The organism is Micromonospora sp. CA-248260 (genome assembly GCF_050942205.1).
GTDB lineage: Bacteria > Actinomycetota > Actinomycetes > Mycobacteriales > Micromonosporaceae > Micromonospora > Micromonospora antibiotica.
In genome coordinates this window covers 1,227,428-1,244,713 of the sequence record NZ_CP192021.1, presented here as the reverse complement: position 1 = coordinate 1,244,713, position 17,286 = coordinate 1,227,428, and the positions used below count along the sequence as shown (strand labels likewise).

The following is a 17,286-nucleotide window of genomic DNA, read 5'->3' as shown; positions in this document are numbered from 1 at the left end:
CCGGCGTACCGCCCACCCATGCCACCACCGGCACCGACCACTGTCAATGCCCGATGTGGAGGGCCCCGGGTACGGTGCCGATCCGTCAGGACGATTGCCGGCAACCCCTGTGGCAGGGCCGGTCGGCCCGGTAGATTGAGGTATGGTGCCCGCCCCCGGGGGTCGGGTGGCGGAACCGGTCTACCGCCCCATCCTCACCAGCAGACGCGGTGAGCTGGAGGCGCTGGGTCATCTCGACAGCGCCTCGGCTCCCCTGGTCGCCCCGGTCCTCGACGTGTCCCCGGCCGATACCGGCCTGCCCGATCTGCTGCGCCGGCTGCCCGCCGGTCTGGTGCCGGCCGTCGACGTCTGCGCCCTGCCCGACGGGCCGGCCGGCGAGCTGGCCCGGTGGGACCTGCCCGTCCTGCCGGTGGTCGGGTTGGCCTGTGGCGACCGGCGGTTGGCGGCACACGGCGCGGCCTGTCGGGCGTACGCCCGGGGTGCGGTGGTCCGGCTGCGGATCGGCCGGGACCGGGCCGGCCCGGACGCCACGACGACGGCGGTGGAGCGGATCTGGCGGCGGACCGGGCTGGTCCCGGAGCAGTGTGACCTGCTGGTCGACACCGGTGACGTGTGCTGCCTCGCCGACCTGCGGGTCGCCGAGCCCCGGGTGCGCCGGGTGGTGGACTGGGCCTGCCGGCACGCCTGGCGCACGGTGACCGTGGCGGCCGGCGGGATGCCGCCGTCGCTGTCCCGGCTGCGCACCGACGAACCGGTCCGGGTGGACCGCTGGGACTGGCTGTTCTGGCGTCGGCTGACCGACCTGGGCGTCGGGTACGGCGACTACGGCGTGGTCCCCGCCCCGCCGGGCGACGTGGAGCCGGGCGACCGGCTGCCGACGGTGCGGTACACCACCGACGACGGGTGGTGGATCTACCGCTGGTCGCGGCGGGGTGGCCGGGGCGACGAACGGTTCGCCGACCTGTGCCGCACGCTGGTCACCGCCGCACACTGGCCGGCCGCCGGGGCGGGGTTCTCCTGGGGTGACCACGAGTTGCTGCGGCGGGCCCGCCGGGTCACCGGGGCCGGGTCACCGGCGAACTGGACGGCATGGAGCACGTCGCACCATCTGGCGCACGTGCTGTCGGAGCTGACCGGGCCGGTCGACGGGCGTCGTCGGGGCCCGCCGACGGGCGTCGACGACCGGGACGGGTTCACCCGGCCGCACCGCGGCGGGGAGCACCGGTGGGCCCGCTGACCGGGTCACTCCTGCTCGGTGAAGCCGAACTGGACCACGCCCTCGTCGTCGACGGAGGCGTCCACGGAGGTGTCGTTGAGCAGTTCGGCGGCGTCGGGGTCGAGGAAGATACGGGCCCCTTCGGTGTCGACGACCTGATCGCCCTGCGCCGGCACGGGCACCAGTTCGATGGTGAGCGCACCGGCCTCGGTGTCGGCGGCGATCCGCAGCCCGCCGTCCTGGGCCACGTCCTGCTGGGCGGCGAGGTCACGGATCACGAGTACGGCGTTGTCGGTCATCGTGAGCATGGTGGGACTCCTCGGGATCATCGGGATCATCAGGGTCGGAACGTCGCTCGACGACACGTGCGCGTTCCCTGCGGCGAACCGGTGCCCGCCGGGTGATTCGGGGCGTCTTCGTGCCGCCCTCCCCACCCACGGTGCCTGCCGCACGGAGGTTCGTCAAATAGAGCGCCGGCTATCGGCGAATCCGCAGAACATCCACGTTTCCGCTCCTCAGCCCCCTGATCTTTCCTACCCTGAGCGCATGGACGCTGCCCGACGGTACGCCGCAGAACTGCTCGGCACCCTGCTGCTGGTCCTCGCCGGGGTGGGCACCGCCGTCTTCGCCCAACTCCAGGGCGGCGTGGTGGCCGTGGCGCTGGCCTTCGGGTTCGTGCTGGTGGGGTTGGTGTACGCGATCGGCCCGCTCTCCGGCGCGCACCTCAATCCGGCGGTGACGATGGGGGTGCTGCTCTCCGGCAAGATCTCCGTGGTCGGCGCGGTCGCGTACTGGATCGCGCAGTTCGTGGGGGCCACGGTGGCCGGCTTCGTCATCTGGGGGCTGGTCCGCTGGGGTGGCGTGGCGGACCAGACGGGAGCGTTGGGCACCAACGGTTACGGGGTGCACATCAACCGGGGTGGCACGGCGGTGCTGGAGGTCATCCTGACGTTCCTGTTCGTGCTGGTGGTGCTGGTGGTGACGAGCCGGGTCGAGCACGCCGGCTTCGCCGGTCTGGCGATCGGCCTGGCCCTGGTGGCGGTGCTGCTGGTGGGAATCACCCTGGACGGCACCTCGATCAACCCGGCCCGGTCGTTCGGTCCGGCCGTGTTCGAGGGCGGTGCCGCGCTCCGGCAGCTGTGGGTGTTCATCGTCTTTCCGCTGCTCGGCGGGGCGCTGGCCGCGCTGGCCGCCCCGCTGCTGGTGGCGCCGAGCCGGCACTTCCGTGCCGAACCCGACGCGCCCGATCCGGCCGCGCCGGACCCGACCTGACCCCGACCGGGGCCAGCCGACCGGGGCCAGCCGACCGGCTGAGCCCGACCGGTGGACGCCACCCGGGTGGTCAGCGCCGTTGCAGCACCACCACCGGGATCTCCCGGTCGGTCTTGCTCTGGTATTCGTTGTAGGCCGGCCAGATGCCGGTCATCCTCGGCCACATCCGCGCCCGCTCCGCCGGCTCGGCGGTCCGCGCCCGGACGGCGAACGTCTCCGGGCCCACCTGCACCTGCGCGTCGGGTTCGTCGAGCAGGTTGAGATACCAGGAGGGGTGCTGGGGCGCACCACCCTGGGAGGCGACGATCAGGTAGTCGTCGCCGTCCCGCCCGTAGATGAGCGCGGTGCGGCGTAGCCTGCCGCTGCGCCGGCCCCGGGTGGTCAGCAGCAGCGTGTAGACGCCCGGCTGCCACTCGTGCCCCTCGGCACCGCCGGTCGCGACGTACCGCCGGATGTGATCGGCGACCCAGCCCTCGGGGCTGTCCAGCACCTGCTCGTCGGTCGACATCTGCGCCTCCGGGTAGCTCGTGGCATCGACCCGGCCACGCTATCCCGACATAAACCCCAAAGGCGGGCGAACGACTCAACGCACCGCTGCCGCCTGGAGGTTCACGTTGCCGCAACTGCTGTTGAAGGTCTTCTCGACGGTCCAGCGGATCAGCAGCTGCTCACCCCGGGGCACCCGGTACCGGATGACGAACTGGGCGGTGTGGGTGGTGTGCGGGTCCTCCAGCCGCAGCGTGCGGGTCGCGCCGCCGGTGGACAGCCGCACGTCCAACCGACCCTGGGCCATCCAGGTGCCGGCGAAGAGGTGCACCGTACGCGGTTCACCGTCGCCGGTCACGGCCAGCGCGAACCCGTTACCGACCCCGCAGACGAACACACCGGTGGCGGTGGCGGAGACTGCCGGCACCCCGGCACCGTCACGCCACCCGAACAACTCGGGATTGGTGTCGTACCGGTCGCGTGCACCCCGGCCGCCCTCGTCGCGGATCTCACCGGTGCCGCCGCTCTTACGGATCAGGGTCTCCGGCCGGTTGAGGCCCCAGTGCACCCAGTCCCGGGCGCCCAGGGCGGTCAGGTCCACCTCGGCGGGCACCTCGGCCCGGGAGACGCTCAGCGTCGGCGCGGCCGGGGACGCCGCCGGGGTGGCCGTCGGCGTCGGTGGCCCGCTCGGCGGCGGCGGGGTGCGTTCCCGGGGCTGCAGGCCGGGTGCGACGACCCCGGCCTCGGCCGACACGCCCACCCCCGTCGCCCCGGTCGGATAACCGGCCGGGGTCGGCGCACCGGCCGGCAGCACCAGGTCGGGCTCCGCCGGGTCCGGGTCCGGGCCCAGATAGGTCACCAGCACCGCAAGGCAGGCCAGGCCGGCCACCGAACCGATCGCCCAGCGGCGGCGTTGCCGACGACGGGCCTCCCGCCGTTGGGCGATGCGCGTCGTCGGGCCCGGCCCGATCCGCCAGGTCTCTTGGTCGTTCACGTATGTCCCACTCCCCAGCCCGACGCCCGCGACCGGTCGGGGAGGGGGTGCGGTCGCGCCGTGAGCGTTCTCACGTTTTCATTCCAGGGCCGCCATGCGCCATATGCCAGCGGGTGGGCGTTTCCAGTTTGTTACCAAGTGCGTGCCGCGGAAAGTTTCCTACCTAATATGAAAGACCAGCTCAGCCGCGAAATGGCCAGAAGATCAACGATAGGGGGCCGTCAGCGGATCTCGAAACCCAGCGCCCCGGCCAGCACCATCGCCTGGGTCGGGTCGATCACCGCGCCGGCCCGCTCGACCGCCGTCGGGTCCAACGCGGTGAGGTCGCTGCCCCGCAGATCGGCCCCGGTGAGACGCACCGCGCGCAGCTGGGCCGCCGAGAGGTCCACCCGGGCCAGGGTCGCGCCGGTCAGGTCCGCCCCGGACAGGTCGACCTCCCGCATCCGGACGTCGCTGAACTGCGCGCCCCGCAGGTCGGCCCCGGGCAACCCGACGAACGACCAGTCCCCGCCCGACACCCGCAACGGACGCAACGCGCACTGGTCGAACGTGCTGCCGACCAGCTTGCAACCGGTGAACTCGGCCTCGAACAGGTTGCACCGGCGGAACCCGCAGCGGACGAAGGCCGAGTCGGTGTGCCGGGAGGAGTTGAACGACACCCCGCCGAAGTCACACCCGGTGAACGAGGCACCCCGGGTGACCGCCTCGGTCAGGTCGACGTCAGTGAAGACGCAACGCACGAAGTGCCGGTCGACCAGCTCCTCGGCGTACCAGTCGGTGTGGCGGAACGTCTCGTCCTCGATGGTCTGCGGCACCACCCCACCCTAAGTGCGAGCACCGACACCACCACCGCACCTTTCGTCCGGCGCGTACCGGCTAGTAGTTTCGGCGGGTGAGCGTGGCACCCAGCACCGACCCGGCCCGTACCGGCTTCGACCCGGCCCGGCTGGCCCGCATCGACGAACACTTCGGCCGGTACGTCGACGACGGGCGGCTGGCCGGTTGGCAGATCGTCGTCACCCGTCGCGGCGAGGTGGCGCACTCCTCGGTCCGTGGGCTGCGCGACGTGGAGGCGGGCAGCCCGGTCGAGCCGGACACCATCTGGCGGATCTACTCGATGACCAAGCCGATCACCTCGGTCGCGGCGATGATGCTGTGGGAGGAGGGCCGGTTCGAGCTGACCGACCCGATCAGCCGCTGGCTGCCGGAGTTCGCCGACGTCCGGGTCTTCGACAGGGGTTCGGCGCTCAAGCCGTACACCGTGCCGGCGGTCGAGCCGATCCGGGTGTGGCACCTGCTCACCCACACCGCCGGGCTCACCTACGGCTTCGCGCAGACCTCGGTGGTCGACGCGCTCTACCGGGCCGCCGGCTACGACCTCGGCGTGCCGCCGGGGCTGGACCTGGCCGGGGCGAGCGCCGGGATGGCGCAGCTGCCGCTGCTGTTCCAGCCCGGCACCGGCTGGAACTACGGGGTCTCCACCGACGTGCTCGGCCGGCTCATCGAGGTGGTCTCCGGGCAGGGCCTGGCCGACTTCCTCACCGAGCGGGTCCTCACCCCGCTGGGCATGACGGACACCCGGTTCTGGGTCGACCCGGCCGACGCCAAACGGCTCGCCGCCCTCTACACCCCGCACCCGGGCACCGGCCGGGCGGTCCGCGCCGACCAGCTCGGTGCCGCCGCGCTGACCCGCCCGGAGTGCTTCTCCGGCGGGGGCGGGCTGGTCTCCACCGCCGCCGACTACCACCGGTTCACCCAGCTGCTACTGCGCGGCGGCGAGCTGGACGGCGTACGGCTGCTCGGGCCCCGCACGGTGCGTTACATGACCCGCAACCACCTGCCCGGCGGCGGTGACCTGGCGTCGTTGCAGCCGCAGGGGTTCGCCGAGACGGTGCTCGACGGCATCGGTTTCGGCCTGGGCTTCGCCGTGGTGCAGGACCCGGTCCCGGCCAAGGTGCCGAGCAGCGTCGGCGAGTTCTACTGGGGTGGGCTGGCCAGCACCGCGTTCTGGGTCGACCCGGCCGAGGAGATCACCGCCCTGCTGTTCACCCAGCTGATGCCGTCGAGCACCTACCCGTTGCGCTCCCAGCTGCGTCAGCTCGTCTACGCCGCCCTGGTCGGCTGAGCCGCGCCGGGCCGGGCGACGGCGGTGCCGGCCCGGCCGGCGGGGTCAGTCGGCGAGGCTGGCCGGGAAGCCGCCGGTGGCGATCGGGCCCCAGCTTCCGATGGTGACCCGGATCAGCGACTTGCCCTGCGCCACCATGGCCGCCCGGTACTCGTCCCAGTCCGGGTGCTCGCCGGAGATGCTGCGGAAGTATTCCACCAGCGGGTCCAGCGCGTCGGGCAGGTCGAGCACCTCGGCCGTGCCGTCGACCTGCACCCAGGGGCCGTCCCAGTCGTCGGAGAGCACGCAGGCGGAGACCCGGGGGTCCCGGCGGATGTTGGCGACCTTGGCGCGCTGCGGGTAGCTGGAGATGACCAGTCGCCCGGCGGCGTCGACCCCGCAGGCGACCGGGGAGGACTGCGGCCGGCCGTCGGCCCGGGTGGTCATCAGCAGGACCCGGTGGCGGGGGCGGACGAATTCGATCAGGGCGTCCCGGTCGACCCGGGTGTTGGTTGCGATGCTGCGTGCCATCCCCCGGTTCTACCAGGTCCGCCGGCCGGTGGCCCCGGTGGCGTCAGCCGGGGCGACCGGTGACCCGACCCCGCGCCGGCTGGGCGGGGACCCGGGGGCGGACGGTGGGCCGCCAGGCTCGGCCGTTGGCATAGATGACCCGGAAGCCGAGGTACGCCGCGAGCGGCGCCCAGTGCGCCGAGCCCATCCGCAGCTCGGCGGCGTTGTGCCGTTGGCCGTTGGCGAGCACGTCGAGCAGCACCGTCTCGAAGGCGGCCGACTCGACCCAGTCGACCTCGCGGGTGAAGCCGCAGATCAGGGCCGCGCCGGTGACGTCGAGGAAGTCGCGCAGCGTGGCGTCGGAGGCGCGCAGCACCGAGCAGCTGCCGAAGTAGAGCCGCCGGCCCTCACCCCGGCCGGCCATCCGCTCGGCGACGTCGGCCAGCTCGACGGAATCCCAGTCGGTGAGGCAGAGCCGGCTGGGCTCGCCGTGCATGGCGAAGAAACCGACCCGGTGATCGGCGTACTGCTTGAGCAGCCAGCGGTCGAGGAAGTAGAACAGCTCGTCGCGGGTGGCGGCGTCCTTGTGGATGTAGCGGATGCGGCCGAGGCGTTCGAGCAGTTCGAGGGTGGGCAGCACGGAGCCGCGCTCGTTGAGGTCGCGGTGCCACTGCCCCTCGACACAGAAGACCCCGCCCCGCGCCACGTGCACCTCCCCGACCTCGCCGGCCGGGACGACGTTACCGGGTCCCGGTCACGAACCCCCATCGCCCTCGGTGCCCGACTGGTCAGTTTCGACAGGCTTCGCCTTGGTAGCGAAATCCGTCCCCGGCCGGTACGACCTGACCGAATTACCATTCCCCGCATTTCACAGGCAATACCCAGGTATCGCTAATCGCGAGGACAATTCCCCTTTATCACCACGAATCAGCTCGTCAGCTGTCAGGGTGGAGGTCGCAGGACGTCCCGGGCGATGCCCTGTTCACCACCCCAATCACTTCCAATCGGGAGGACTTCTGTGCGCCAGAACACTGTGAAGCGGGCACTCGTCGCGTTCGCCCTGGCTCTGCCGGGAGCCGCGATCGCCACGGTGGCCGCCGCGCCAGCGGCCCACGCCGACGGCTGCTACACCTGGAAACGCGACCTCTACCAGGGTCGCTCCGGGGACGACGTCCGCCAGTTGCAGATCCGGGTCGCCGGTTGGGCGGGACGAGGGGGAATCGTCCGGATCGACGGGGACTTCGGTCCCGAGACCGCCGCGGCGGTCAAGCGCTTCCAGAGCGCGTACGGGCTGCGCAGCGACGGCATCGCCGGCAAGCAGACCTTCAACAAGCTCTACCAGCTCCAGGACAACGACTGCACGCCGGCCCACTTCAGCTACCGGGAGCTGGACGCCGGCTGCGGCAAGGGCGGGTGGAGCGGCGGCCCGCTCTCCGCCACCGACACCAAGGCCACCTCGGTGCGCACCATGTGGAAACTGGAGGCGCTGCGGCGCAGCCTCGGTGACAAGCCGCTCAACGTCACCAGCGGCTTCCGCGACTCCCGCTGCAACAAGCAGGTCGGCGGGGCCTCGGACAGCCAGCACCTCTACGGCAACGCCGCCGACCTGACCTCGGGGAGCAGGTCACTGTGCGAGGTGGCCCGCGCCTCCCGTGACCACGGGTTCAGCGGCATCTACGGCCCCGGGTACGCCGGCCACGACGACCACGTCCACGTCGACTCCCGGCGGGAGAACAACCGCGACACGTCGACCAACCGCACCAGCTGGGCGGCGCCCGACTGTGGCGTCAGCCGCTGACCCGCGCGGCAGCCGATGCCGGCCCGGCCCCACGGGATCATCGGGGCCGGGCCGGCATCGGGGTACCGGAGGCGTCGGCCGGGCCTGAGCGCTCAGCTCGCCCGGGGCCAGCGCGGCGCGGCGGCGGGGGGGTCACCGGCCGTCCCGGCACGCCGCCACGCACCGCGGGCCGCATCCCCGCAGCGGACGGCCGCGCCCCGGGTGTCCCGGGCCGGCCGACCTGGCCACGGGCCGGATAGCCGGCCGCCGCCGGGGCGGTCCGCGCCGGTGCCGTCCCGGGCCGGGGCGTGGTGTAGGTGAACGGGAAGGGCACGTGCACGAACGGATTTCCGTGCCGGATCAGCGCGTCGATCTGACGATCGTTCAACCCGTGGTTCTCCAGCACCCGTCGTCCCCAACGGTGCAACCGGCACGGGTACGACGACCCGTCGTTGCGGCACAGCGGCCCGTTGGGCCACTCCTCGGCGGCGTGCACCACGACCGCCCGTACCGCGAGCCGGACGTCCTCGGGTGTCAACGAGACGGGCACCGGCACCTCACCCAGAACCTGATCGATGGGGTCCGTCGACTGCTCACCAACTCGCACGGCAGGCCTCCCGCAGCTCGGCAGCAGTTGCGGCTGAATCGCCGCAACGCATCCTCGCGCAGTGGTACGGGCGGTGACCGGCGTCGGTTCAATCCCCCCAGGCGGTGAGCAGATCCTCCGGCGTCAACACCTGCACGCCGTCCACCACCGCACCGGCCCGGGCGACCGCCAGCAGCGCCACCTGTTCGTCGGCACCGGGCAGCCGGACCGACCCAGGTCCGGTTTCCGCTTGTCAGGCCAGGCCCGCGTCGTGCACCAGCAGCGCCACCTGGACCCGGTTGTTGAGCGCCAGCTTGGTCAGCAGCCGGGACACGTACGCCTTGACCGTCGCCACGCTCATGAACAGCTCCGCCGAGATCTCCGCGTTGCTCCGGCCGTGGCCGAGCGCCACCGCGACCTCCCGTTCCCGCTCGGTGAGCCCGGCCAGCAGCCGCAGCGCCCGGTCCCGACGCGGGTCCGCTCCCGGTGTCGGCCCGATGGTCAGGTGGCTGATCAGCTGGCGGGTCACCGTCGGCGACAGGGTCGCCTCACCGGCCGCCACCCGCCGCACCGCCCGGACGATCTCGGCGGGTGGGGTGTCCTTGAGCAGGAAACCGCCCGCGCCGGCCCGCAACGCCCGCAGCACCTGCTCGTCGGCGTCGAAGGTGGTCAGCACCAGCACCTCCGGCGGGTGCGGCAGCGCCCGCAGCGCCTCCGTGGCGGCCAGCCCGTCCACCCGGGGCATCCGGATGTCCATCAGCACCACGTCGGGCGCGCATGCGGCGACGGCGGCGGGCACCTCGTCGCCGTCGGCCGCCTCGCCGACCACCCGGACGTCCGGCACCCCACCGAGGATCATCGACAGCCCGGCGCGGACCAGCGCGTCGTCGTCGACGATCAACACCCGCACCGGGCCGTCGTCGCCGTCTGGCAGGCCGGTCACCGGACACCACCGGCTACCCGCTCGGCAGTCCCGACCGGGCGGCCCGGGCCCACCGGGACGACCGGACAGACCGGGACGACCGGACAGGCCAGGACGACCGGACAGGCCAGGACGACCGGACAGGCCGGGACGGCCACGGCAACCGGACAGCCCGTGCCGAGCACGGCAACCGGGCGACTCATGCCGGCCACGGCAGCCGGGCGGCCAGCCGGAAGTCGCCGGTCGCGCCGTCCCGGCCGTGCGTCAGCCGGCCACCGGCCAGGTTGACCCGCTCGGCGATGCCGACCAGCCCGGTGCCGGCACCGGGCAGGCCCGCAGCCGGTGAGCCCACCGGCCAGGGGTTACGGATCTCCACGGCCAACTCCCGACCCGGCCCGCCGGCCAGCCGGACACCGACCGCCGTGTCGGGGGCGTGCTTGCGCGCGTTGGTCAGCCCCTCCTGCACGATCCGGTACGCGCTGCGCCCCACCGCCGTCGGCACCCCCGCCAGGTCGGCGACCTCGTCGACCAGGGTGACCCGTACCCCGGCGGCCCGGGACTCGGCGACCAGCGCGGGCACGTCGGCGAGGGTCGGCTGGGGGCGTTCCGGTGCGGCGTCGCCGCCGGAGGTGTCGGCGCGGAGCACCCCGATCACCTCACGCAGGTCCTGTAGCGCGGCGTGCGCACTGCCCCGGATCACCCCGGCCGCCCGCGCCACCTCCTGCGGTGACGCGTCCGGGCGAAACTCCAACGCCCCGGCGTGCAGGCTGAGCAGCGAGATCCGGTGCGCCAACACGTCGTGCATCTCCCGGGCGATCCGGTTGCGTTCCAGCTGCCGGGCCTGTTCGATGCGGAGCTGCTGCTCGGCCTCGGCCCGGTGGGCGCGGTCGCGCAGCGACAGCACGAGCTGCCGGCGGGCCCGGACGAACAGCGCCCACGCCACCACGATCCCGACGAACATCACCGTCCAGGCCACCGTCGCCAGGTAGGGCAGCGTCGGGTCGGGGCGCACGACGGTGTAGAGCGGGATGACCGCCAGGTGGAAGCCGACCAGCGCGGCACCGATCGGCAGCGGCCGGTGGACCAGCACGGTGAACACCACGACCAGCAGCGCCACCCCGGCGGTCACCGAGAACAGGGCCAGCGGCAGGCCCGCCACGGCCAGCCCGACCGGCCAGCGCCGGCGCAGCCACAGGGCCGCGCAGAAGATCAGGCCCGCCGCCAGGTCCACCCCGACCAGCCAGGGCGGCCCGGCGTTGTGGGCGAACTGCGGGTCGGGCGACACCGCGTCGCCGAAGCCCACCAGCGCCCAGCCGACGGCGAGCAGGAAGGCCACCGTGTCGACCAGCCAGTCCCGGGGCGTACGGCGGGATGCCCTCGTCTCGGGCGTCAGCGCCCCCGGCAGCAGCCAGGGATGATCGGGTACGACGGCAGCACTCACCCACCCATGCTAGAAACCCGGCCGGCCGCCCGGACACCAACCAAAGTCGAGGTCTGCCGGTAGACCTAGGTAGGGGTGACACTCGACCGCCGGCCGCAGCGCCCGGCCGGGTGGTCGCGACAGGCTCGACGGCATGATCACCGTGAAGAACCTCACCAAGCGGTACGGCCCGCACCCCGCCGTCGACGACGTCTCCTTCCGCTGCGAGCCCGGCACGGTGACCGGCTTCCTCGGCCCGAACGGGGCGGGCAAGTCCACCACCATGCGGATGCTCTGCGGGCTGACCCGACCGAGCTCCGGCACCGCCACCGTCGCCGGCCAGCCCTACCGGGAGCTACCCAACCCGGGTCGGGAGGTGGGTGTGCTGCTGGACGCCTCGGCGCAGCACGTCGGGCGCAGCGGGCGGGAGACGCTGACCCTGGCCGCCCGGACCATGGGCGTGGACGCCGACCGGGTGCCCGCCGTCCTGGACCGGGTGGGCCTGAACCCGGTGGCGGCGAAGCGGCGGGTCGGGGCGTACTCGCTGGGGATGCGGCAGCGGCTCGGCCTGGCGCTGGCGCTGCTGGGCGAGCCCCGGGTGCTGGTCCTCGACGAGCCGGCCAACGGCCTGGACCCGGAGGGGATCTTCTGGATGCGCGGCCTGCTGCGCGACTTCGCCGACCGGGGCGGCACCGTGCTGCTCTCCTCCCACCTGCTGCGGGAGGTGGAGGCGGTCGCCGACCGGCTGGTGGTGATCGGCGGCGGCCGGGTGGTCGCCCAGGGCGGCAAGGACGAACTGCTCGCCGGGGCGGGCACCCTGGTCCGGGCCCGCGACCCGCACGCCCTGCGGCTCACCCTCGACCGGGCCGGGCTGGACGCCACCGCCAACGCCGACGGCGGGTGCGTGGTCCGCGCCGAATCCGACGCCGTCGGGCAGGCCGCCGCCGACGCCGGGTTGGTCCTCACCGAGCTGCGGCCGGCCGGCGGCGGTGGCCTGGAACAGCTCTTCCTCACCCTGACCGCCGGCGCGAGCACCAAGGAGGCCGTGCAGTGACCACCATGACTACCACTCCCCCCGGCACCGTCCGCAAGGCGGTCCCCGGCCCGTCCCTGGCCCGGCTGATCGGGGTGGAGCTGCGCAAGCTGGGCGACACCCGGGCCGGCCGTTGGCTGCTGGCCTCGATCGGGCTGATCGCCGCCGCGATCGTCGCGCTGCAACTGCGCTTCGTCGACGACGCCGGGCAGACCTTCAGCAACTTCTTCACCGCGTCGCTGGCGCCGGTGGCGTTGCTGCTGCCGGTGCTGGGCATCCTGTCGATCACCGCCGAGTGGTCCCAGCGCACCGCGCTGACCACGTTCGCCCTGGTGCCGCGCCGGGAACGGGTGATCGTCGCCAAGCTCGCCGCCGTGCTGCTCGCCGCGTTGGCGTCGGTGCTGGTGAGCCTGGCCGTCGCCGCCGTCGGCACCCTGCTGGCCGGGGTCACCGGCGGGGCGGGCGACTGGAACTTCGACCCGGCACTGGCCGGGCACGCCGCCGTGTTCCAGGCCATCAACGTGCTGATCGGCGCGGGATTCGGGTTGCTGCTGCTCAACACCCCACTGGCGATCGTCACCTCGCTGCTCCTGCCGACCGTGTGGGGCATCCTGTCCGCGATGATCTCGGCGCTGCACGGCCCGGCCCGCTGGCTGGACACCTCGATCACCATGGAGCCGCTGCTCGGCCCGGACGTGACCGCCGGGCAGTGGGGTCGGCTCGGGGTGTCCCTGCTGGTCTGGGTGGTCGCGCCGCTCGCCGCCGGGCTGGTGCGCACGATGCGGCGGGAGGTGCACTGACCATGCGGGCGCGGGAGCCGGGCGCACCGACCACGGTCGGGGGTGACGTCGGGGAGCTGCTGGTGATGTGGGTCGGCTTCCCGCTGCTGGGCGGCGCCCTGGGCGGGCGGCTGCCCATGGTCGCCGACTGGGTGGCCGGGCTGCCCTGGGCTCCGGTGCAGGGCTGGTTCGAACTGGTCGCCGGGTTGCCGTACCAGCGGGCACTGGTCGGGGGCCTGCTGCTCGGGATGCTGGCCGGGCTGCTCCTCGCCTACGTCGGCACCCGGGAGCGGTTGATCGTCACGGTGGACCGGGGCGGGGTCCGGTTACGCCGCGACGGCGTCGACCGCGAGCTGGCCCGACGCACCGTCACCGCCGTCTTCGTCGACCGCAAGGAGCTGGTGCTGCTCGGCCCGGCCGGTGCGGAACTGGCCCGGGATCGGTCCGACCTGAGCGGACGACGGCTGGGCGACGCCTTCCGTGAGCACGGTTGGCCGTGGCAGGACGGCGATCCGCACCGGGACGCCTACCGCCGGTGGGTGGCGGGGCTGCCCGAACTGCCGCCGGGGGCGGACCCGCTGCTGGGCGCGCGGCAGCGGGCCGTCGAGGCCGGCCGGCAGCGCGACGCCCGGGAACTGCGCGGTGAACTGGCCCGGCTCGGCGTGGTCGTCCGGGATGAGGGCAGACGGCAGTACTGGCGGACCGTTCCGCTTCCCCGGGAGGAAACCCCGCACGGGCGGTAGCGTTGCGGTGGAGAAGATCCCCCGCGACCGGGAGCGTGTCCGATGACCGAGCGGCAGCCGTACCGGGTGCTGGGCCGGCACCCCGGCTTCGAGCTGCGCCGGTACCCGGCCCACCTGGTCGCCGAACTGCGCATCGACGGTGGGTTCGCCGCCGCCGGCACCGCCGCGTTCCGGCCGCTGGCGGCGTATCTGTCCGGGGCCAACCGGTCCCGCCGCCGGATGGGCACGAACGGGCCGGTGGTCCAGGCGGCGACCGGCTCCGAGCAGATCGCGATGACCGCGCCGGTGGTCCAGGAGGAGGGCGACCGGCCCGGGGCCTGGCGGGTGTGGTTCGTGCTGCCGGCGCGACTCAGCCCGGCCACCGTGCCCGAACCGGAGGACCCCCGGATCACCGTCCGGGAGATCCCGGAGCAGTTGGCCGCAGCGGTCCGGTTCGCCGGGCGGTGGACCGACCGGGCCTTCGATCAGCGGGCCACCGCGCTGGGCCGGGCCGTCACCGACGCCGGGCTGACCCCGTCGGGGGCGATCCGGTACGCCCGGTTCGACCCGCCGTGGAAGCCGTGGTTCCTGCGGCACAACGAGGTGGTGCTGCCGGTCGTCGAGTGACCGCCGCCCGCGCCCCTCGACGGGGTTACCGTCGCTGTGCTCCGGGCGGCGGGGACGACGTGCCGGCCGGCGAACCCTGCCGGTGACGCTGCCCCGGGACGCCTGCCGTCCCGGAGGTGCCGACCGAGGCGATCACGGTCCCCGTTCGACGCGGCGGCAGTGGACAGGCAATCACTGTAGGTGATCGCCGTGCTCTCAGCCTCGTACCCGAGGGTCTCCACACCGGACCTTCGGCCGGACGGCGGACGGATCCGGCCGGCTACGCCCGTCGTTCCGGTCAACCGGCGTCGGCCACCCGAACCGCCGCGACGTCCGGGGCGGGCCGGTCGTGACCCAGGACGGTCGGTCGGGTCAGCAGAAGTGCGGTGCCGAGCCCGGCGAGCAGCCCGGCGAGCGCGGGGAGGACGTCCCGGTCCCCACCGGCGATCGGACTGTTGCCGGCAAGCGCGGTCCACGGCGCCCCGACGCTCAGAGCCGCGCTGACCAACACCGCGACGAACAGCAGCGCCGAGGGTACGACAAGTGCGAACGGGACGAACCGCGCGTGCCACCACCACGCCGGTCGACCACCCGGCCAGGGCCGGACCAGCAGTGTCACCCCCACGAGCAGCACCGCGCCGAGCAGCGCGGACGCGACGAGCCGGTCCCCCGGTCCGACCAGGCGGACCAGCGGTAGGCCGATCCCACCGACGACTGCCGACCCGACCGCCAACGTGATCCGGGCCCGATCGCGGTCGGGGGCGGCGGCCAGCGCGCCCGCCACGGTCAACGTCAGCAGGAGCAGGCCGGTCACCAGGGTGGCCGGACCGAGCGCGGGCTCCCGGCCGGTCGGCGACCGGGTCAGTACGGCGACCAGCGCCGACACCGCCGTCACACCGGCCATCCCGGTCAGCACCCTCCGGTCCCGGCCGGCCACCCCCGCGCGGTGGATCGGACCGTCCACACCGGTCGACGCGTCCCGGCGTACGCCAAGGGCGGCGGTGCTGGCGACGGCCAGCCAGCCGCCGGCGACCAGCAGCGCGGTCGCGCCGGGGCCGGTGGGGTCGGCCCGGTCGACGGCGACGTCGGCGACCAGCGCGGCACCGCCGAGCAGCACGGCCGGCAGGGCCCAGGACCGTCGGCCGCCACCGGCCAGCACCAGCCCGGACACGACCGCCACCAGTGTCAGGAAACGCAGGTCACGGGCCCAGTAGGTGTGCGCGCCGGGGAGTCGTTCCGACCACGGGCCGGCCGGTTCGGTGAGCGGTTGCCAGCGGGTCATCCCGACCGCCCAGCAGACCACGGCCACGCCGGCGAGCCCGGTGCCGACGGCGGCGAGCCGGATGACCGGTCGCGGAGCGTGACCGGGCGGGGTGGGCATCATGGATGGTCAGACGACATCCGGGCGGTTACGGTTCCCCCTCTGGGGAGGTGCCGCCGGTGTACGTCGTGTCCGTGATCAACTACAAGGGCGGGGTGGGCAAGACCACCGTGACCGCCAACCTCGGTGCCGAACTGGCGAACCGGGGGATGAAGGTGCTGCTGATCGACCTCGATCCGCAGACCAGCCTGACGTTCAGCTTCTACGACCCGGACGACTGGCGGGAGCGGCTGCGCGACGGCCGCACCGTGAAACGCTGGTACGACGGGCTACGCGGGGACACCCCGGCGGTTACGCTGGGTGATTTGGTGGTCTCCCCCGGCCCGGCCAACGCGCACCTGACCGGGGCCGGCCGGCTGGACCTGATCGCCTCGCACCTCGGGCTGGCCGACATCGACCTGGCGCTGGCCCGGGGCGTGGCCGACGGGGAGGACTACGACCGGGAGCTGTTCCGGGTCCGGGGCGCGCTGGCCGAGGGGCTGCACGACGCGGCGCTCGACGGCTACGACCTGGTGCTGATCGACTGCCCGCCGAACTTCAACGTGGTCACCCAGTCCGCCGTCATCGCCAGCGACCACCTGCTCATCCCGGCGAAGGCCGACTACCTGTCCACCCTCGGCATCGACCACCTCTGCGGCAGCGTCCGGGAGCTGGTCGACCGCTACAACGCCGACGCCCGCCGGTTCGCCACCAGCCGCCGGCACCACAAGGTGGCACCGGACATCGCCGGGGTGGTCTTCACCATGATCCAGCTGACCGCGCAGCGGCCCATCGCCGCCCACCAGGGCTACCTGGATCAGGTACGCGCCCTGGGGCTGCCGGTCTTTCCCACCGCGCTGCGGGAGAACATCACCCTGTTCGCCGGGAACACCCCGCGCGGGGTGCCGGTGGTGCTGCGGCACCGGGTCACCTCGCCGGTGGTGCAGGAGGAGCTGCGGCAGATCACCACGGAGTTCATCGCCCACCTGCAACCCCGTGCGGTGACGGTGTGACCGGGACGCCACCCGGCGGGGACCTGGCGGCCGGGGTGCTGGCCCGGGTGGGTGAGCTGCTGGCCGGGCTGTCGGCCGCCGACGTGGCCGCGCTGGCGCAGGGCCGGGCCCGGCTGGCCGTCGTCCCGGTGACGCCGGCCGGCGACCTGGCGGCAGCGGCCGACGGCCCGTCGGACCGGCCGGCCGCCCCGACGCCGCTGTCGCCGACCGCGCCGGTGCAGCCCGCCCCGTCGGGCGTCGACCTGGACGCCGCGTCGGCCGCGCTCGACGCCATGGCACGACGCGGGGACGGTACGGCGTACCTGACGCCCTGGTCGATCCGGGACCTGCGGGCGCTGGCCGCCCGCCTCGGGTTGCGCGGGGTGGGCGGCCTGCGCAAGGCGGAGCTGGTGGAACGGCTGGTCGAGCGGACCATCGGTTTCCGCGTCGCCTCCGCCGCCGTCCGTGCCCGCTGAGCGGGTTGCCCGCCGGGCGGGACCCCGCCCG

Annotated in this window: 20 protein-coding genes; 10 read left to right on the top strand and 10 right to left on the bottom strand. The window is 73.7% G+C overall.

All coding sequences use genetic code 11. From position 1 onward, the window contains the following. Positions 1 to 142 precede the first annotated feature (142 nt). On the top strand, positions 143 to 1,237 hold the full coding sequence (locus ACQP2H_RS05805; RefSeq protein WP_363820098.1) for a beta family protein: 1,095 nt from the start codon (positions 143 to 145) through the stop codon (positions 1,235 to 1,237). 5 nt (positions 1,238 to 1,242) lie between these two features. On the opposite strand, the gene ACQP2H_RS05800 is transcribed toward ACQP2H_RS05805, so the two are convergent. After that, complete coding sequence (locus ACQP2H_RS05800) at positions 1,243 to 1,524, bottom strand: HesB/IscA family protein (RefSeq protein WP_208569597.1); 282 nt, start codon at positions 1,522 to 1,524, stop codon at positions 1,243 to 1,245. Positions 1,525 to 1,762: 238 nt separating this feature from the next. Between ACQP2H_RS05800 and ACQP2H_RS05795 the strand changes: the two genes are divergently transcribed. Next, complete coding sequence (locus ACQP2H_RS05795; protein WP_208569598.1) at positions 1,763 to 2,488, top strand: aquaporin; 726 nt, start codon at positions 1,763 to 1,765, stop codon at positions 2,486 to 2,488. Between the two features lie 70 nt (positions 2,489 to 2,558). Here the strand turns inward: ACQP2H_RS05795 and ACQP2H_RS05790 are convergent, their stop codons facing one another. The 3 genes from ACQP2H_RS05790 to ACQP2H_RS05780 form a co-directional block, all read right to left on the bottom strand. Beyond that, positions 2,559 to 2,996, bottom strand: a complete 438-nt coding sequence (locus ACQP2H_RS05790; protein WP_208569599.1) for a nitroreductase family deazaflavin-dependent oxidoreductase — start codon at positions 2,994 to 2,996, stop codon at positions 2,559 to 2,561. 75 nt (positions 2,997 to 3,071) lie between these two features. Further along, positions 3,072 to 3,968: a hypothetical protein gene (locus ACQP2H_RS05785; RefSeq protein WP_308291033.1), complete on the bottom strand. Its 897-nt coding sequence runs from the start codon at positions 3,966 to 3,968 to the stop codon at positions 3,072 to 3,074. A 221-nt stretch (positions 3,969 to 4,189) separates the two neighbouring features. After that, positions 4,190 to 4,783, bottom strand: coding sequence for a pentapeptide repeat-containing protein (locus ACQP2H_RS05780; RefSeq protein WP_219467663.1), 594 nt, complete (start codon positions 4,781 to 4,783; stop codon positions 4,190 to 4,192). 77 nt (positions 4,784 to 4,860) lie between these two features. On the opposite strand from ACQP2H_RS05780, the gene ACQP2H_RS05775 reads away from it, so the two are divergent. Further along, complete coding sequence (locus ACQP2H_RS05775; RefSeq protein WP_219467660.1) at positions 4,861 to 6,093, top strand: serine hydrolase domain-containing protein; 1,233 nt, start codon at positions 4,861 to 4,863, stop codon at positions 6,091 to 6,093. Positions 6,094 to 6,138: 45 nt separating this feature from the next. Here ACQP2H_RS05775 and ACQP2H_RS05770 read toward each other — a convergent pair whose 3' ends face one another. Both ACQP2H_RS05770 and ACQP2H_RS05765 read right to left on the bottom strand, forming a co-directional pair. Next, entirely contained in the window at positions 6,139 to 6,603 is a 465-nt protein-coding gene (locus ACQP2H_RS05770) for a PPOX class F420-dependent oxidoreductase (RefSeq protein WP_219467658.1), read from the bottom strand. A gap of 43 nt (positions 6,604 to 6,646) precedes the next feature. Then, positions 6,647 to 7,288 (bottom strand): DUF6642 family protein, encoded by a 642-nt coding sequence (locus tag ACQP2H_RS05765; RefSeq protein WP_208569675.1) that lies wholly within the window; start codon positions 7,286 to 7,288, stop codon positions 6,647 to 6,649. Between the two features lie 312 nt (positions 7,289 to 7,600). Between ACQP2H_RS05765 and ACQP2H_RS05760 the strand changes: the two genes are divergently transcribed. Further along, positions 7,601 to 8,380, top strand: coding sequence for a D-Ala-D-Ala carboxypeptidase family metallohydrolase (locus ACQP2H_RS05760; RefSeq protein ID WP_357534763.1), 780 nt, complete (start codon positions 7,601 to 7,603; stop codon positions 8,378 to 8,380). 37 nt (positions 8,381 to 8,417) lie between these two features. Here the strand turns inward: ACQP2H_RS05760 and ACQP2H_RS05755 are convergent, their stop codons facing one another. From ACQP2H_RS05755 to ACQP2H_RS05745, 3 genes are all read right to left on the bottom strand, one after another. Further along, entirely contained in the window at positions 8,418 to 8,909 is a 492-nt protein-coding gene (locus ACQP2H_RS05755; protein WP_433231474.1) for a hypothetical protein, read from the bottom strand. Between the two features lie 289 nt (positions 8,910 to 9,198). Then, positions 9,199 to 9,975, bottom strand: coding sequence for a response regulator (locus ACQP2H_RS05750; RefSeq protein ID WP_433233455.1), 777 nt, complete (start codon positions 9,973 to 9,975; stop codon positions 9,199 to 9,201). Positions 9,976 to 10,066: 91 nt separating this feature from the next. After that, positions 10,067 to 11,308 carry a sensor histidine kinase gene (locus tag ACQP2H_RS05745; RefSeq protein ID WP_219467652.1) on the bottom strand — a complete coding sequence of 414 codons (1,242 nt, stop codon included), beginning with the start codon at positions 11,306 to 11,308 and terminating at the stop codon, positions 10,067 to 10,069. Between the two features lie 133 nt (positions 11,309 to 11,441). On the opposite strand from ACQP2H_RS05745, the gene ACQP2H_RS05740 reads away from it, so the two are divergent. Genes ACQP2H_RS05740 through ACQP2H_RS05725 form a run of 4 tightly spaced genes read left to right on the top strand, consistent with a single transcriptional unit; the run spans position 11,442 to position 14,448 of the window. Further along, entirely contained in the window at positions 11,442 to 12,341 is a 900-nt protein-coding gene (locus ACQP2H_RS05740; RefSeq protein ID WP_219467647.1) for an ABC transporter ATP-binding protein, read from the top strand. A gap of 5 nt (positions 12,342 to 12,346) precedes the next feature. Continuing rightward, positions 12,347 to 13,120: an ABC transporter permease gene (locus ACQP2H_RS05735; protein ID WP_219470712.1), complete on the top strand. Its 774-nt coding sequence runs from the start codon at positions 12,347 to 12,349 to the stop codon at positions 13,118 to 13,120. A gap of 2 nt (positions 13,121 to 13,122) precedes the next feature. Further along, the gene (locus ACQP2H_RS05730; RefSeq protein WP_219467644.1) at positions 13,123 to 13,842 is read left to right on the top strand and encodes a YqeB family protein; all 720 of its coding nucleotides are present in this window, start codon (positions 13,123 to 13,125) and stop codon (positions 13,840 to 13,842) included. 42 nt (positions 13,843 to 13,884) lie between these two features. After that, positions 13,885 to 14,448 carry an SOUL family heme-binding protein gene (locus ACQP2H_RS05725; RefSeq protein WP_219467641.1) on the top strand — a complete coding sequence of 188 codons (564 nt, stop codon included), beginning with the start codon at positions 13,885 to 13,887 and terminating at the stop codon, positions 14,446 to 14,448. A gap of 277 nt (positions 14,449 to 14,725) precedes the next feature. On the opposite strand, the gene ACQP2H_RS05720 is transcribed toward ACQP2H_RS05725, so the two are convergent. Then, positions 14,726 to 15,811 carry a hypothetical protein gene (locus tag ACQP2H_RS05720; protein ID WP_433231469.1) on the bottom strand — a complete coding sequence of 362 codons (1,086 nt, stop codon included), beginning with the start codon at positions 15,809 to 15,811 and terminating at the stop codon, positions 14,726 to 14,728. Positions 15,812 to 15,867: 56 nt separating this feature from the next. Between ACQP2H_RS05720 and ACQP2H_RS05715 the strand changes: the two genes are divergently transcribed. Then, the gene (locus ACQP2H_RS05715) at positions 15,868 to 16,800 is read left to right on the top strand and encodes a ParA family protein (RefSeq protein WP_357534770.1); all 933 of its coding nucleotides are present in this window, start codon (positions 15,868 to 15,870) and stop codon (positions 16,798 to 16,800) included. Next, positions 16,797 to 17,255 carry a Rho termination factor N-terminal domain-containing protein gene (locus tag ACQP2H_RS05710; protein ID WP_363820078.1) on the top strand — a complete coding sequence of 153 codons (459 nt, stop codon included), beginning with the start codon at positions 16,797 to 16,799 and terminating at the stop codon, positions 17,253 to 17,255. The genes ACQP2H_RS05715 and ACQP2H_RS05710 overlap by 4 nt, the downstream gene beginning before the upstream one ends. Positions 17,256 to 17,286: the final 31 nt, after the last annotated feature.

Bases quoted from the DNA above. Each gene is read 5' to 3' on its own strand.
- ACQP2H_RS05725 (WP_219467641.1), top strand. From the start codon at position 13,885: ATGACCGAGCGGCAGCCGTACCGGGTGCTGGGCCGGCACCCCGGCTTC.
- ACQP2H_RS05805 (WP_363820098.1), top strand. From the start codon at position 143: ATGGTGCCCGCCCCCGGGGGTCGGGTGGCGGAACCGGTCTACCGCCCC.
- ACQP2H_RS05740 (WP_219467647.1), top strand. From the start codon at position 11,442: ATGATCACCGTGAAGAACCTCACCAAGCGGTACGGCCCGCACCCCGCC.
- ACQP2H_RS05730 (WP_219467644.1), top strand. From the start codon at position 13,123: ATGCGGGCGCGGGAGCCGGGCGCACCGACCACGGTCGGGGGTGACGTC.
- ACQP2H_RS05720 (WP_433231469.1), bottom strand. From the start codon at position 15,811: ATGATGCCCACCCCGCCCGGTCACGCTCCGCGACCGGTCATCCGGCTC.
- ACQP2H_RS05795 (WP_208569598.1), top strand. From the start codon at position 1,763: ATGGACGCTGCCCGACGGTACGCCGCAGAACTGCTCGGCACCCTGCTG.
- ACQP2H_RS05790 (WP_208569599.1), bottom strand. From the start codon at position 2,996: ATGTCGACCGACGAGCAGGTGCTGGACAGCCCCGAGGGCTGGGTCGCC.
- ACQP2H_RS05770 (WP_219467658.1), bottom strand. From the start codon at position 6,603: ATGGCACGCAGCATCGCAACCAACACCCGGGTCGACCGGGACGCCCTG.
- ACQP2H_RS05735 (WP_219470712.1), top strand. From the start codon at position 12,347: ATGACTACCACTCCCCCCGGCACCGTCCGCAAGGCGGTCCCCGGCCCG.
- ACQP2H_RS05800 (WP_208569597.1), bottom strand. From the start codon at position 1,524: ATGCTCACGATGACCGACAACGCCGTACTCGTGATCCGTGACCTCGCC.